Raw genomic sequence first — 13,488 nt, forward strand, 5'->3', positions numbered from 1 at the left:
ACGCAGAAGGATAGAAGAAGCGTGCGATTGGTTGTGCACGTCCAAGCAGTTAGGCTGATAAGTAGGCAAATCCGCTTATCGTGAAGGCTGAGCTGTGATGGGGAAGCTCCTTATGGAGCGAAGTCTTTGATTCCCCGCTGCCAAGAAAAGCTTCTAGCGAGATAAAAGGTGCCTGTACCGCAAACCGACACAGGTAGGCGAGGAGAGAATCCTAAGGTGTGCGAGAGAACTCTGGTTAAGGAACTCGGCAAAATGACCCCGTAACTTCGGGAGAAGGGGTGCTTTCTTAACGGAAAGCCGCAGTGAATAGGCCCAAGCGACTGTTTAGCAAAAACACAGCTCTCTGCGAAGCCGTAAGGCGAAGTATAGGGGGTGACACCTGCCCGGTGCTGGAAGGTTAAGGAGAGGGGTTAGCGTAAGCGAAGCTCTGAACTGAAGCCCCAGTAAACGGCGGCCGTAACTATAACGGTCCTAAGGTAGCGAAATTCCTTGTCGGGTAAGTTCCGACCCGCACGAAAGGTGTAACGATTTGGGCACTGTCTCAACCAGAGACTCGGTGAAATTATAGTACCTGTGAAGATGCAGGTTACCCGCGACAGGACGGAAAGACCCCGTGGAGCTTTACTGTAGCCTGATATTGAATTTTGGTACAGTTTGTACAGGATAGGCGGGAGCCATTGAAACCGGAGCGCTAGCTTCGGTGGAGGCGCTGGTGGGATACCGCCCTGACTGTATTGAAATTCTAACCTACGGGTCTTATCGACCCGGGAGACAGTGTCAGGTGGGCAGTTTGACTGGGGCGGTCGCCTCCTAAAGTGTAACGGAGGCGCCCAAAGGTTCCCTCAGAATGGTTGGAAATCATTCGTAGAGTGCAAAGGCATAAGGGAGCTTGACTGCGAGACCTACAAGTCGAGCAGGGACGAAAGTCGGGCTTAGTGATCCGGTGGTTCCGCATGGAAGGGCCATCGCTCAACGGATAAAAGCTACCCCGGGGATAACAGGCTTATCTCCCCCAAGAGTCCACATCGACGGGGAGGTTTGGCACCTCGATGTCGGCTCATCGCATCCTGGGGCTGTAGTCGGTCCCAAGGGTTGGGCTGTTCGCCCATTAAAGCGGTACGCGAGCTGGGTTCAGAACGTCGTGAGACAGTTCGGTCCCTATCCGTCGTGGGCGTAGGAAATTTGAGAGGAGCTGTCCTTAGTACGAGAGGACCGGGATGGACGCACCGCTGGTGTACCAGTTGTTCTGCCAAGGGCATAGCTGGGTAGCTATGTGCGGAAGGGATAAGTGCTGAAAGCATCTAAGCATGAAGCCCCCCTCAAGATGAGATTTCCCATAGCGTAAGCTAGTAAGATCCCTGAAAGATGATCAGGTTGATAGGTTCGAGGTGGAAGCATGGTGACATGTGGAGCTGACGAATACTAATAGATCGAGGACTTAACCATATAATATGTAGCAAATGTTATCTAGTTTTGAGAGAACATAAAAAACTTGTTGACTTTTAAAGTAAATAAGTTATAATAATGATTGTCTCAAAAGAATAATGTCTGGTAATGATGGCAGAGAGGTCACACCCGTTCCCATACCGAACACGGAAGTTAAGCTCTCTAGCGCCGATGGTAGTTGGGACCTTGTCCCTGTGAGAGTAGGACGTTGCCAGGCAATATTATTCCGCAGTAGCTCAGCGGTAGAGCTATCGGCTGTTAACCGATCGGTCGTAGGTTCGATTCCTACCTGCGGAGCCATTGGAGAGCTGTCCGAGTTGGCCGAAGGAGCACGATTGGAAATCGTGTATACGTCACAAGCGTATCAAGGGTTCGAATCCCTTGCTCTCCGCCATAGGATTTATAATATTTGGCCCGTTGGTCAAGTGGTTAAGACACCGCCCTTTCACGGCGGTAACACGGGTTCGAATCCCGTACGGGTCACCACTTTGGAGGATTAGCTCAGCTGGGAGAGCACCTGCCTTACAAGCAGGGGGTCGGCGGTTCGATCCCGTCATCCTCCACCATATGAATTTTATATGAATAGTATTATCGCGGGGTGGAGCAGTACGGTAGCTCGTCGGGCTCATAACCCGAAGGTCGCAGGTTCAAATCCTGTCCCCGCAACCAAATGGTCCCGTGGTGTAGTGGTTAACATGCCTGCCTGTCACGCAGGAGATCGCCGGTTCGACCCCGGTCGGGACCGCCATTTTAATAAGGCTCGGTAGCTCAGTCGGTAGAGCAGAGGACTGAAAATCCTCGTGTCGGCGGTTCGATTCCGTCCCGAGCCACCATTTATCTTAATAAAATACGCCGGCTTAGCTCAATTGGTAGAGCAACTGACTTGTAATCAGTAGGTTGGGGGTTCAAGTCCTCTAGCCGGCACCATGTAAGTTTCGGAGGGGTAGCGAAGTGGCTAAACGCGGCGGACTGTAAATCCGCTCCTTCGGGTTCGGCAGTTCGAATCTGCCCCCCTCCACCATTTACATAGGGGCATAGTTTAAAGGTAGAACTGAGGTCTCCAAAACCTCCAGTGTGGGTTCGATTCCTACTGCCCCTGCCAAATATATTTACACAACATGGCGGTTGTGGCGAAGTGGTTAACGCACCGGATTGTGGCTCCGGCATTCGTGGGTTCGATTCCCATCAGTCGCCCCATTTTTATTTTAAAAATTACAAATAATTTAATTGATACTTACATATAATTAAGTAAGAATTCGATGGGCTATAGCCAAGCGGTAAGGCAACGGACTTTGACTCCGTCATGCGCTGGTTCGAATCCAGCTAGCCCAGCCATTTTTGCGGAAGTAGTTCAGTGGTAGAATACAACCTTGCCAAGGTTGGGGTCGCGGGTTCGAATCCCGTCTTCCGCTCCAATGAAATTTAATATGGCGGCATAGCCAAGTGGTAAGGCAGAGGTCTGCAAAACCTTTATCACCGGTTCAAATCCGGTTGCCGCCTTTTCTTTTGTGCCGATGTGGCGGAATTGGCAGACGCGCACGACTCAAAATCGTGTTCCTTCGGGAGTGTCGGTTCGACCCCGACCATCGGTATCATGAACGGCGTAACATTAAGGCTCTACACTAATTGTGTAGGGTTTTTTTGTGTTTTCTTCACACTACAAAATAAGTACTGATAGTGTGTTGTGGCGCGACGAACTTTAGATATAGTTGGAAGAAACTATAAAGTACTAAAAGGATAAAACCGAACGTTCGGCTTTATCCTTTTATAGAATTTCAGTGGTATATTACATATACAAGAATTTTTTCAAGCACTCTAGAGAGAATCTCTCCACCCCGGTGATATGAAGTTAAATCCGACACCACCAGTAGATATTAGTACATTATCAACTGTTAATTTTGTAATTTCTAAAAACTTCTTTTCAAACTCTTCTCTGTTGTACTTGTACATAGTTGAGTGACACGACCACATTTGTGTTGAAGTACTCAACCAGTCCCCTAATTCTTTTAATTTAGGAAACGACTCAAATTGAATTGGTTCATCTAATTTTATGAATCTCACTTGATAGATAGTTGGGTTTAACTGCTCTCCTATTCCTTTAAAACCATGTGATTTTTTCTCTTTTGAATGTGTCATAATAATTCTGCCTTATCCTAACTTCAAATTTTTTCCTATTTTAATTATACAGCAATAGAAAGTAAATATGATGGAAATATGTATGAGTAGCGGCGTAAATGTTTCTGATACTATGAAAGATGTATAAAAATAAGTATAAAAAACTTCGACATTAAATCGTGGCTTTTATTTTTTATGCTTCTTTAAATGGCCATATTGATGCTAACTAAAGAAAATAGATCAAAATGAAGCAGTCTGTCTATAAGTTTTATTAAACTGAATTAGCCTGTAGTAAAAAGTAGAATCAACTTTATTTATCCCTTTGGTTGTAAAATGAATCCCATGTCATTTCCATCCGTGTATAGCAAATTTTGAAGTATCCCCATATGTCTTCGCCGAATTTCCATGCCCATCCCTCGAAGCAATGCTCAAAAAAGGTTTCGTTTTGCTCTTTCATATCTTCAGTGACTAGTGTAAAATCATTTATTAATTCTAATAATGATGTAGGTACATAAAGACAATCTTTATCAAAAATAATCTCCTGTTTTTGAACATGAGAACAATCATAATAACCAGCATCAATTACTTCAAAGTCATAGAAAGTTAATGTAGCTTTATTTATTTCCCATCCGTTATTAAAAGGATTTAAAGGGTGTTTTTTTGTAATTTCAATGGAGTCGAATATTAAGTAAAGGTTGTTATTTGTAACTTTTGCTTTTTCAATATAATAGGACCACGATTCTATATACTCAAAACAATTTACTGATTGATACTTTACCATTGCCCTCTACCTCCATTTGGTATAGAAAGGATTCTAAAACGAATTCCTTTTTGTTAAATTATACTATGTGCTTCTAAAATTCGTAATAAACGTGAGAATTCATGTATAATATAACTTGTCGAAAGAAGAAAATGATAGTGATTTATATTATGTCTGTAATATGAATCAAAAATGAACTTTTTATATTTCTTTTAAAAATGTGTTGAACACACATTATATTTCATATTAATATTTTTATGTAGATTTAAAACGAGAAAGAGAGTGGAAAGTATGGGCCGTAAATGGAACAATATTAAAGACAAAAAAGCATCAAAAGATGCAAATACAAGCCGTATATACGCGAAATTTGGACGTGAAATTTATGTGGCGGCAAAACAAGGCGAGCCAGATCCAGAATCAAACCAAGCGCTTAGAGTCGTATTAGAACGTGCGAAAACATACAATGTACCAAGAACAATTATTGATCGTGCAGTTGAAAAAGCAAAAGGCGGTTCAGAGGAAAATTATGACGAGCTTCGTTATGAAGGATTTGGGCCAAATGGAGCTATGGTTATTGTAGATACACTTACAAATAACGTAAACCGTACTGCAGCAGATGTACGAGCTGCATTTAGCAAAAACAGTGGTAACATGGGTGTAAACGGTTCTGTAGCTTACATGTTTGATGCGACAGCTGTTATCGGCCTTGAAGGTAAAACATCAGATGAAGTTCTTGAAATTTTAATGGAAGCAGATGTAGATGCACGTGACATTCTAGAAGAAGAAGATGCTGTTATCGTGTATGCTGAACCAGATCAATTCCATTCAGTACAATCTGCACTTAAAGGTGCTGGTGTTGAAGAATTTACAGTTGCAGAATTAACAATGCTTGCACAAAGTGATGTTACACTTCCTGAAGATGCTCAAGTACAATTTGAGAAAATGGTTGATGCATTAGAAGATTTAGAAGATGTACAACAAGTTTATCACAACGTAGACTTAGGAGAGTAATACGATGAAAGCCCCTTTTCGTTTAACGAATAGGGGCTTTTTTTATGAAGTTAATTAAGGTGATGAATTATTAAAGGTATTTTGGTGTAGATAGGGAATATGCTTATAGGGATATATGAAATAACCATTATTTCTAGGAGGCTTAGTATGGAACATAAGACACCAAAGCATATAGTTGCCGTAGCAGGTTATTTAACAAATGAAAAAAATGAAGTGTTATTAACAAAGGTACACTGGCGAGCTGATACGTGGGAAATGCCAGGAGGACAGGTAGAAGAAGGAGAAGCACTCGATCAAGCTGTCTGTAGGGAAATAAAAGAGGAAACAGGGTTAACGGTGAAGCCTATCGGAATTACCGGGGTTTATTATAATGCCTCTATGCACATTCTAGCTGTTGTTTTTAAAGTAGCATATGTGAGTGGCGAAATAAAAATTCAACCTGAAGAAATACAAGAGGCTAAATTTGTTGCTTTAAATGAAGAGAACATAGATGAGTATATAACGCGTCCTCATATGAAATCTAGAACACTTGATGCAATGAGAGCAACACATTGTATTCCGTATGAAACGTGGGAAGTGCAGCCGTATAATTTAATTAGAAGATTGTAAAGAAAAGAGTAGCCGATTTGAGGTACATTCAAATCACTACTCTTTTTTTGTATACTGTTTAAGAAAAAGGTCAAAATAATAATAGCGTTAGTATTGATTTATAGAACACTCGTTCTGTATAATGAATCTATATGTTGTATACATTTAGATTACTAGATAGTCAAAAGTACATATATTTGTAGATGATATAATTAAAGTGTAAAGTGAAAATATAATAGTCTTAAGGGTTACTCTTATTGGCTATTCGTACTTTAACATAACCTATATTCAATATTTCAGATGAATAGTAGATAAAAAAAGACTGTGATACAATATTTTTTTATCCCACTATTTGCTGGGCAGTAAGCCTGATTGATGAGTGCTTATTAAAGTTTCATTTTATACCTTACAATGATGTAAGGTACGTGTAAGAGAAATCGATGGGATATTTTTTTACAACAATGTATTCTTAAAGTAAGAGTTATATGCTGTGTGGAAAAGAGGTGTTCAAGATGAAAGAACGAGTATTATCTAGGGTGAACTATCATCAAAAAGTTGCATTAAATCCAATGACTAAACTTTTTTATAAAGCCATTATATTATTATTATTGTTAAGTTGTACGTTATTATTCATTGGAAATGTAATGATTGAGCAAAGTGATATTAGTAAATTACATGTGCCGGCTAAGTTAGAGGTACCAGAATCATTAACACATGCATTTATTGCGACAGAAGATAAAAGATTTTATCATCATAACGGTTTAGATTATATAGCAATTATTAGGGCCTCTGTTGAGAACATAAAGGCTGGTGGTGTCGTACAAGGAGGAAGCACGATTACACAGCAGCTATCTAAAAATGCTTTTTTAACGAATGAACGTACATTTTCTCGTAAGTGGAAAGAGATTTTTTATACGAAAAAAATTGAACGTACATTTACGAAGGATGAAATTTTAAAATTATATGTAAGTAACATTTATTATGGTGAAGGAGCATGGGGAATTGAAAAAGCAGCAAACCTTTACTTCGGTAAAGAGGTGAACCAATTAACGTTGGCTGAAAGTGCGATGATGGCTGCTGTAGTAAAAGCACCTGCTTATTACTCACCTGCCCAAAATTATGATAAAGCAGTAGAGAGACGAAATGTCGTTTTGAGATTAATGGAGAAAGAAGGCTATATAAGCCATGATGAGTATGTTCAAGCAGTTAGTGAGAAATTAGTAATTCGTCATGATATAAAAATAGAGCAGTCAATGTTAAATAGTGCGCGTAAAAAAGCAGTAAGTTAAGAGAAGTTCCTACAGAGGAGCTTCTCTTTTTTTGAATAAATTGTGACAAATTGTGACACAATATCGTCACAAATATTGTGTTTTTGTAATTTATGTGAGCGTGTTCATTGCGTGACGTATATAAGTGTTGATATTATGTGTATTGTGTACAATACTGTATACAGAATATGAATTTAAAGAGGAATGTATATGAAATCAAATAAACTTATGGCTCTTGGGGTAGTTTTTTCTATCGCAGTATTGATTGTAATCGGAACAATTGCGTATAGCATCATAAATGACAAAAAAGATAAAGGGAATGAGATGTTTGCTTATTCTACACAACAATCTTTAGGAAAAGATGATGCTCCGGTTAAGGTAGTTGAATTTGGAGACTTCAAATGTCCTGCTTGTCGTACTTGGGATGTAACAGTATTACCACGATTAAAAGAAGAGTATATTGATAAAGGTAAAGTGCAGTTATATTTTATTAACTTCCCATTTATCGGAAAAGACTCGGATTTAGGTGCAGCAGCTGGTGAAGCAATTTATAAACAAGATAAAGATTCATTCTGGATCTTCTATGATGAGATTTATCAAAATCAAAAGAAAGATACGGAAGAATGGATTACAGAAGATTTGCTTCTTAGCATTGTGAAAGAGAAACTTCCAAAAGTTGATGTAGCACAATTTAAGAAAGATTTACACAGTAAAGAAATTAAAGAAAAAGTACGTAAAGACTCAGATCGTGCTCAAAAATTAAAAGTTCAAGGTGCTCCTTCAGTATATGTAAACGGAAATCTTGCAAACCCTGATTTCGATAGTATGAAGAAGGCAATTGATAAAGAATTGAAAAAGTGATGAGGCCTCTCATCACTTTTTCGACTTTTTTCGATAAAATTCTTGCCTCGACTTTTTTTACATGCTATACTTCTTTACATAAGTTATTCTAATATCTTATATGTAATTCATATTTGCGGGTGTAGTTTAGTGGTAAAACAAGAGCCTTCCAAGCTCTGGTCGAGAGTTCGATTCTCTTCACCCGCTCCAAATTTTATTAAATGTTTTTCTATAAATTGTGATCAACGCAGTGTTTCGTTTCCGAGATAAACGAGGCATTGCGTTTTTTAATGTTTGAAAAACATCATTACATGCGAAAATAGAAGTAAATAATAGTATTTCAAAAGTGAATTATTAACCAATAGAGTCGTTACATAAGGGATGGATCCATCTGAGGAGGCGATTAAGAGTGGATTTTGAACAATTAAAGCAAGATGTAATTGCGTATAGTAAAACAATTGGCATAGATAAAATAGGCTTTGCGAGTGCTTCTCCTTTTGAGGAATTAAAGCAGCGCTTAATCCAGCAGCAACAATTAAATTATCAATCTGGATTTGAAGAGCCTGATATAGAGAAGAGAACGAATCCGCAACTTTTATTACCGGGTGCTAAATCAATTATTGCAATTGCTTTAGCATATCCTTCAAAATTAAAAAATGCACCATTAAGTAAGCGTGGAGAACGCCGTGGGATTTTTTGCCGTGCTTCTTGGGGACAAGATTATCATCTTGTTTTACGAGATCGTTTGCAAAAATTAGAAGCATATTTAATTGAAAAACTTCCGGATATAGAAGTGAAGTCCATGGTTGATACAGGTGAATTAAGTGATCGAGCTGTATCAGAGCGTGCAGGCATTGGCTGGAGTGGGAAAAACTGTGCTATTATTACACCTGAATTTGGTTCGTATGTATACCTAGGGGAAATGATTACAAATGTTCCATTCCCACCAGATAAGCCGATAGAAGATCAATGCGGGGGCTGTACGAAATGTATCGATATTTGTCCTACAGGTGCTTTAATACAAGGGGGACAGTTAGATTCGAAGAAGTGTATTGCGTTTTTAACACAGACGAAAGGATTCCTACCTGAAGAATATCGCGATAAAATAGGAAATCGTATATATGGATGTGATACGTGTCAGACTGTTTGTCCGAAAAATAAAGGAATGGATTTTCATAATCATCCTGAGATGGAGCCGGACCCTGAGCTAGTTAAACCATTATTAACGCCGCTTTTAACAATTAGCAATCGTGATTTTAAAGAGAAATATGGGATTATGTCAGGGTCATGGAGAGGGAAAAAGCCACTGCAAAGAAATGCGATTTTAGCATTAGCACATTTTAAAGAAGCATCGGCAATTCCTGATTTAATTGGTGTCATGAAAGATGACCCAAGACCGGTACTGCGCGGAACGGCAGCGTGGGCACTTGGAAAAATTGGCGGAGATGGAGTCGGCGAAGCGATTGAAAAAGCGATGGAACGTGAGAAAGATGAAGAAGTGCTTCATGAAATGAATCGCGGGCTTGAGTTGTTAACACAGAAAAAAGAGTAGATAATATTTCCCTTTTTCATATTGTAATATGGGAGGGAAACGAAATGGCTGTAAAAACGAATATTGAAAAGCAAGTACAACAGTTTTTAGCATATATCACAGAGAAACGAACAGACGTGGATGGTATTGCTGAGGATTTACTACAAATGGCACAGAGAAAGAAACAATTGTTTCAAAGGCGTAGTGCATATATAGTGAAAGCAATTGCGGATGTTTCTTTCATTAGACAATTAAATAGTAATGACCATCAAGAAATTGATTATCAAATACATTTTAAATATTTAATTAAGCATAAAGAATTATTTTATATTGAAGAGGAACAATTAAAACGAAGAGTTTGTTTAAAAAATAGTCGGATTATAGTCGATTATGCTATTGAAGTATTAGAAGAAATTAGAATGGGTGAGACATTGGAAAGGGAAATTACGAAAGAGAAGTACGGTTCTTATCAATACAATCGTTTAGAGGCAGTGAAATATGCAGAGCGTTGGTGGGATGACCGAAATCCTATGTATCGTAATTTCCCTGATAATTGTACGAATTTCATTTCTCAATGTCTTCATACTGGAGAAGTACCTATGAACGGATATCCTAATATTCGTAAAGGATGGTGGCAAAGGGAGAATCAGTGGAGTTGGAGCTGGGCTGTTGCACATTCTTTTTATTGGTATTTGTCAGGTGCTACAACAGGACTTCGAGCAGAGGCGGTAGAGAGACCAGAAGAACTTATTCTTGGAGATGTTATTGCTTATGATTTCGAGGATGACGGAAGGTGGAATCATACGACGATTGTAGTAGCAAAAGATGCAGATGGTATGCCGCTTGTAAATGCACATTCAGCGAATAGCCGTCGACGTTATTGGAACTATGAAGACTCTAGTAAATATACACCACAAATGAAATATAAATTCTTTCATATTATTAATGGGTAGAGATTTTTCGCTCAAGTGGTATAATACGTAGTAGACAAAAAACAGAGGTGAATATCGCGTGGGAGTACATGTTGTTTTATATCAGCCAGAAATTCCAGCAAATACAGGGAATATTGCTCGTACTTGTGCAGCAACTGGAACAGAATTACATTTGATTAGACCGCTTGGATTTTCAACGGATGATAAAATGTTAAAGCGTGCCGGATTAGATTATTGGCAGCACGTGAAAATTACGTATTATGATTCAATTGAAGAATTTTATGAAAAAAATAAAGATGGTGAATTCTTCTATTTAACGAAGTATGGCGAAAAAGCTCATACAGCGTTTGACTATAGCAAGCGCGAGAAGGATTACTATTTTGTATTTGGAAGAGAAACAAACGGCTTACCAGCTAATGTAATCGAAGAAAACTTTGATCATTGTTTACGTATTCCAATGACAGATAAAGTACGTTCATTAAATTTATCTAATACAGCAGCAATTTTAATTTATGAAGCGTTCCGTCAACAAAATTACCCTGGATTAGATTTAGAAATCGTTTATTAAAAGTCGCCATATGGCGACTTTTTTTATAAAATAAAAATAATATGTAATCATACATTTAAAAGAGAGGACATAATCATATAGAATGGGATATATGATTAAAAATAGATAAGACGGGTTGAGATAAATATGAAGGAAGAATATAGTAATCAAAATACCTTTTTAAGTATGATAGATATGGATTTAATTAGACAAGGATTATTACATGCTATTCAAGATTTAGTATTTATTTTGAAAGTTATTGATGATGAAACGTTTAAATATATGTATGTGAATAAAATAGGAATGGATTATGCTAGGTTAAGCGAAGAGTGCTATGGAAAAACTTTTGCAGAAGTATTACCAAAAGATATAGCGGGGATATTGCAAAGGCAATATGAAAAAGTAGTGAGAGAAGCGAAAGCACACACATTTTGTGATGTAGTCAAATTACAAAAAGGTGAGATACATTATGAATCTTCACTTAATCCTGTCTGCGATGAAGAAGGAATATGTCAATTTGTTATTTGTATTACAAGAGATATTACAGCTCAAATTGAGGAGAAGACAGAGATAGAGGAAAAACAAATGTTATTTAAGTCGTTACTAGAATATAATAATGACTCAATTATATCTATAGATTCTATAGGGAGAGTTACATATGCAAACCCGGCAACGTATGAAATATTTGGATACCGGTATGAAGAGTTAAATAATAAATTTATTTTTGAATTCATTAATAAAGAATATGAAAAAGACTTTCAAATTCTATTTAAAGGAGCTCTGCAGGGAAGAGCAAAACAAATTGTTTCAAAGAAATATGTTCATAAAGAAGGGTACGAGCTATATATTTCTTTGAGAACTATCCCGATTATTGTGAACGGTGAAATTGTTGGAGTTTATATTGTTACGAGAGATGTTACAAGGCAAGTATTAAACGAAATGCGAACAGAATATTTAGCCTACTATGACCAGTTAACGGGATTAATGAATAGAATTTCATGTACAAATAAGTTAAATACTTTTTTAAAAGAGAGTATAAATTTTGCGCTTGTATTTATAGATTTAGATGAGTTTCATCGTATTAATGATACATTTGGTCATAAAGAGGGAGATAAAGTATTACAAAAAGTTACAGAATGTTTAAGCAATCTAAAAATAGAAGGTATGCACTTATTTAGAGAACACGATGATCAATTTGTTATGTTAATAGAAAATATAACGAAAGAATGTGTAGAGGAAATTGCAAAGAGCATACTGAAAAATATTAGTGAATATTTTGTAATAGAGGAAGAAGATGTATATTTAAGTGCGTCAATTGGAATTGTAATGGCTCCAGCAGATGGAGAAGATGAAAAAATACTATTTCAGAGGGTCGATGCTGCTTTAGAAAAAGCAAAAGAAAAAGGAAAAGGACATTATCATTTTTATTGTAGTGGATTAGACTGTGAGCGTGAACAAAGGTTTATAATAGAAAACCAGTTACATCGTGCTATAGAAAAAAATGAGTTTTTCTTATATTATCAGCCACAAATTAATATTGAAACGAAAAAAATAGCTAGTATGGAAGCTTTAATAAGGTGGGAGAATAAGGAATTAGGATTTGTTTCTCCAAATCAATTTATTCCTTTGGCAGAAAGAACAGGATTTATTATTAAGCTCGATGAATGGGTAGTAAATCAAGTGTGTCAGCAACTGCGCGAATGGTTAAATAAAGGATATGAAGTGGTCCCAATTGCAGTTAATATTTCAGCTAGACACTTTCGCTCTATTACATTAATAGAGATGATTACACGGGCTTTAAATAAGTACAATGTACCAGCTCATTTATTAGCGATAGAGGTTACAGAAGGAGCTCTTATACATAAAGATATATCGAAGAGAGTGTTACTACAATTAAAAGAAAAAAATTTAAAGATTCATTTAGATGATTTTGGAACAGGCTATTCATCTTTAAGTTACTTGAAAACATATCCAATTGATACTTTAAAAATTGATCGTTCTTTTATGGAAGGTATACATATAGATGAACGTGATACGAATATTACAGCTGCAATTATTCATTTAGCTCATACTTTAGAATTGAATGTAATTGCAGAGGGAGTAGAAAAAAAGGAGCAAATACAGTTTTTGAAAGAAAAGAATGTGAAGCTTGTACAAGGTTATTATTATAGTCGACCATTATCCAAATATGATATGGAAAATATGTATTATAAATAATATATAAAAAAATGATGTGCTAAAAGCACATCATTTTTTATGTGTACCTGGTTTGTCATTGTAACCAGATGTAAAAATAGCTGTAAGAAATGTGAGTGATACACCTAAAATTAATAATAATTTCATACTAATATCCTCCTTACTTTTTTCGGTTCACGAGTTCTATTTATTACCCAAAATGTATGTAAGGTTCTTAGAAGAAAAGAATTTATTTATAATGAATAGCAGTGTGA

General features: G+C 37.2%; 10 protein-coding genes, 16 tRNA genes and 2 rRNA genes (1 of these 28 running past the window's edge). 26 read left to right on the top strand and 2 right to left on the bottom strand.

Annotated features, from left to right (window positions below; all coding sequences use genetic code 11):
• From JFU02_RS22080 to JFU02_RS22160, 17 genes are all read left to right on the top strand, one after another.
• Positions 1-1,446 (top strand): 23S ribosomal RNA (locus tag JFU02_RS22080) (it extends 1,476 nt beyond the left edge of the window).
• A gap of 101 nt (positions 1,447-1,547) precedes the next feature.
• Positions 1,548-1,663 (top strand): 5S ribosomal RNA (gene rrf / locus JFU02_RS22085).
• Between the two features lie 8 nt (positions 1,664-1,671).
• A tRNA-Asn gene (locus JFU02_RS22090) sits at positions 1,672-1,746 on the top strand.
• Between the two features lie 2 nt (positions 1,747-1,748).
• A tRNA-Ser gene (locus JFU02_RS22095) sits at positions 1,749-1,840 on the top strand.
• Between the two features lie 17 nt (positions 1,841-1,857).
• A tRNA-Glu gene (locus JFU02_RS22100) sits at positions 1,858-1,932 on the top strand.
• Between the two features lie 4 nt (positions 1,933-1,936).
• Positions 1,937-2,012, top strand: a tRNA-Val gene (locus JFU02_RS22105).
• Between the two features lie 26 nt (positions 2,013-2,038).
• A tRNA-Met gene (locus JFU02_RS22110) sits at positions 2,039-2,115 on the top strand.
• Between the two features lie 3 nt (positions 2,116-2,118).
• Positions 2,119-2,194 (top strand) — tRNA-Asp (locus JFU02_RS22115).
• 9 nt (positions 2,195-2,203) lie between these two features.
• A tRNA-Phe gene (locus tag JFU02_RS22120) sits at positions 2,204-2,279 on the top strand.
• 18 nt (positions 2,280-2,297) lie between these two features.
• A tRNA-Thr gene (locus JFU02_RS22125) sits at positions 2,298-2,373 on the top strand.
• Between the two features lie 10 nt (positions 2,374-2,383).
• Positions 2,384-2,467: transfer RNA gene (locus JFU02_RS22130), tRNA-Tyr, on the top strand.
• A 7-nt stretch (positions 2,468-2,474) separates the two neighbouring features.
• A tRNA-Trp gene (locus JFU02_RS22135) sits at positions 2,475-2,548 on the top strand.
• A 19-nt stretch (positions 2,549-2,567) separates the two neighbouring features.
• A tRNA-His gene (locus JFU02_RS22140) sits at positions 2,568-2,643 on the top strand.
• 63 nt (positions 2,644-2,706) lie between these two features.
• Positions 2,707-2,781, top strand: a tRNA-Gln gene (locus JFU02_RS22145).
• Between the two features lie 5 nt (positions 2,782-2,786).
• Positions 2,787-2,861 (top strand) — tRNA-Gly (locus JFU02_RS22150).
• A 14-nt stretch (positions 2,862-2,875) separates the two neighbouring features.
• Positions 2,876-2,946, top strand: a tRNA-Cys gene (locus JFU02_RS22155).
• 10 nt (positions 2,947-2,956) lie between these two features.
• A tRNA-Leu gene (locus JFU02_RS22160) sits at positions 2,957-3,038 on the top strand.
• Positions 3,039-3,261: 223 nt separating this feature from the next.
• On the opposite strand, the gene JFU02_RS22165 is transcribed toward JFU02_RS22160, so the two are convergent.
• A complete protein-coding gene (locus tag JFU02_RS22165; RefSeq protein WP_000149747.1) occupies positions 3,262-3,582 on the bottom strand; it encodes a DUF3884 family protein in 321 nt (106 codons plus the stop codon).
• Positions 3,583-3,871: 289 nt separating this feature from the next.
• Positions 3,872-4,342 (bottom strand): hypothetical protein, encoded by a 471-nt coding sequence (locus tag JFU02_RS22170; RefSeq protein WP_061667822.1) that lies wholly within the window; start codon positions 4,340-4,342, stop codon positions 3,872-3,874.
• 270 nt (positions 4,343-4,612) lie between these two features.
• Between JFU02_RS22170 and JFU02_RS22175 the strand changes: the two genes are divergently transcribed.
• From JFU02_RS22175 to JFU02_RS22215, 9 genes are all read left to right on the top strand, one after another.
• Positions 4,613-5,332 carry a YebC/PmpR family DNA-binding transcriptional regulator gene (locus tag JFU02_RS22175; protein ID WP_000532949.1) on the top strand — a complete coding sequence of 240 codons (720 nt, stop codon included), beginning with the start codon at positions 4,613-4,615 and terminating at the stop codon, positions 5,330-5,332.
• Positions 5,333-5,479: 147 nt separating this feature from the next.
• On the top strand, positions 5,480-5,941 hold the full coding sequence (locus JFU02_RS22180) for an NUDIX hydrolase (RefSeq protein WP_061667823.1): 462 nt from the start codon (positions 5,480-5,482) through the stop codon (positions 5,939-5,941).
• Positions 5,942-6,432: 491 nt separating this feature from the next.
• Positions 6,433-7,209, top strand: coding sequence for a transglycosylase domain-containing protein (locus tag JFU02_RS22185; protein ID WP_000664717.1), 777 nt, complete (start codon positions 6,433-6,435; stop codon positions 7,207-7,209).
• Between the two features lie 189 nt (positions 7,210-7,398).
• A complete protein-coding gene (locus tag JFU02_RS22190) occupies positions 7,399-8,049 on the top strand; it encodes a DsbA family protein (protein WP_000841318.1) in 651 nt (216 codons plus the stop codon).
• 115 nt (positions 8,050-8,164) lie between these two features.
• Positions 8,165-8,238: transfer RNA gene (locus tag JFU02_RS22195), tRNA-Gly, on the top strand.
• Positions 8,239-8,437: 199 nt separating this feature from the next.
• Entirely contained in the window at positions 8,438-9,580 is a 1,143-nt protein-coding gene (queG, locus tag JFU02_RS22200) for a tRNA epoxyqueuosine(34) reductase QueG (protein ID WP_061667825.1), read from the top strand.
• 44 nt (positions 9,581-9,624) lie between these two features.
• Positions 9,625-10,512: an amidase domain-containing protein gene (locus tag JFU02_RS22205; protein WP_000279395.1), complete on the top strand. Its 888-nt coding sequence runs from the start codon at positions 9,625-9,627 to the stop codon at positions 10,510-10,512.
• A gap of 58 nt (positions 10,513-10,570) precedes the next feature.
• The gene (gene trmL / locus JFU02_RS22210) at positions 10,571-11,059 is read left to right on the top strand and encodes a tRNA (uridine(34)/cytosine(34)/5-carboxymethylaminomethyluridine(34)-2'-O)-methyltransferase TrmL (RefSeq protein ID WP_000538147.1); all 489 of its coding nucleotides are present in this window, start codon (positions 10,571-10,573) and stop codon (positions 11,057-11,059) included.
• Between the two features lie 126 nt (positions 11,060-11,185).
• On the top strand, positions 11,186-13,255 hold the full coding sequence (locus JFU02_RS22215; protein ID WP_000657162.1) for a sensor domain-containing protein: 2,070 nt from the start codon (positions 11,186-11,188) through the stop codon (positions 13,253-13,255).
• Positions 13,256-13,488 lie beyond the last annotated feature (233 nt).

The organism is Bacillus sp. TH13, assembly GCF_016651175.1.
GTDB lineage: Bacteria > Bacillota > Bacilli > Bacillales > Bacillaceae_G > Bacillus_A > Bacillus_A thuringiensis_S.

Bases quoted from the DNA above. Each gene is read 5' to 3' on its own strand.
- JFU02_RS22165 (WP_000149747.1), bottom strand. From the start codon at position 3,582: ATGACACATTCAAAAGAGAAAAAATCACATGGTTTTAAAGGAATAGGA.
- JFU02_RS22205 (WP_000279395.1), top strand. From the start codon at position 9,625: ATGGCTGTAAAAACGAATATTGAAAAGCAAGTACAACAGTTTTTAGCA.
- JFU02_RS22170 (WP_061667822.1), bottom strand. From the start codon at position 4,342: ATGGTAAAGTATCAATCAGTAAATTGTTTTGAGTATATAGAATCGTGG.
- JFU02_RS22190 (WP_000841318.1), top strand. From the start codon at position 7,399: ATGAAATCAAATAAACTTATGGCTCTTGGGGTAGTTTTTTCTATCGCA.
- JFU02_RS22180 (WP_061667823.1), top strand. From the start codon at position 5,480: ATGGAACATAAGACACCAAAGCATATAGTTGCCGTAGCAGGTTATTTA.
- JFU02_RS22175 (WP_000532949.1), top strand. From the start codon at position 4,613: ATGGGCCGTAAATGGAACAATATTAAAGACAAAAAAGCATCAAAAGAT.
- JFU02_RS22215 (WP_000657162.1), top strand. From the start codon at position 11,186: ATGAAGGAAGAATATAGTAATCAAAATACCTTTTTAAGTATGATAGAT.
- JFU02_RS22185 (WP_000664717.1), top strand. From the start codon at position 6,433: ATGAAAGAACGAGTATTATCTAGGGTGAACTATCATCAAAAAGTTGCA.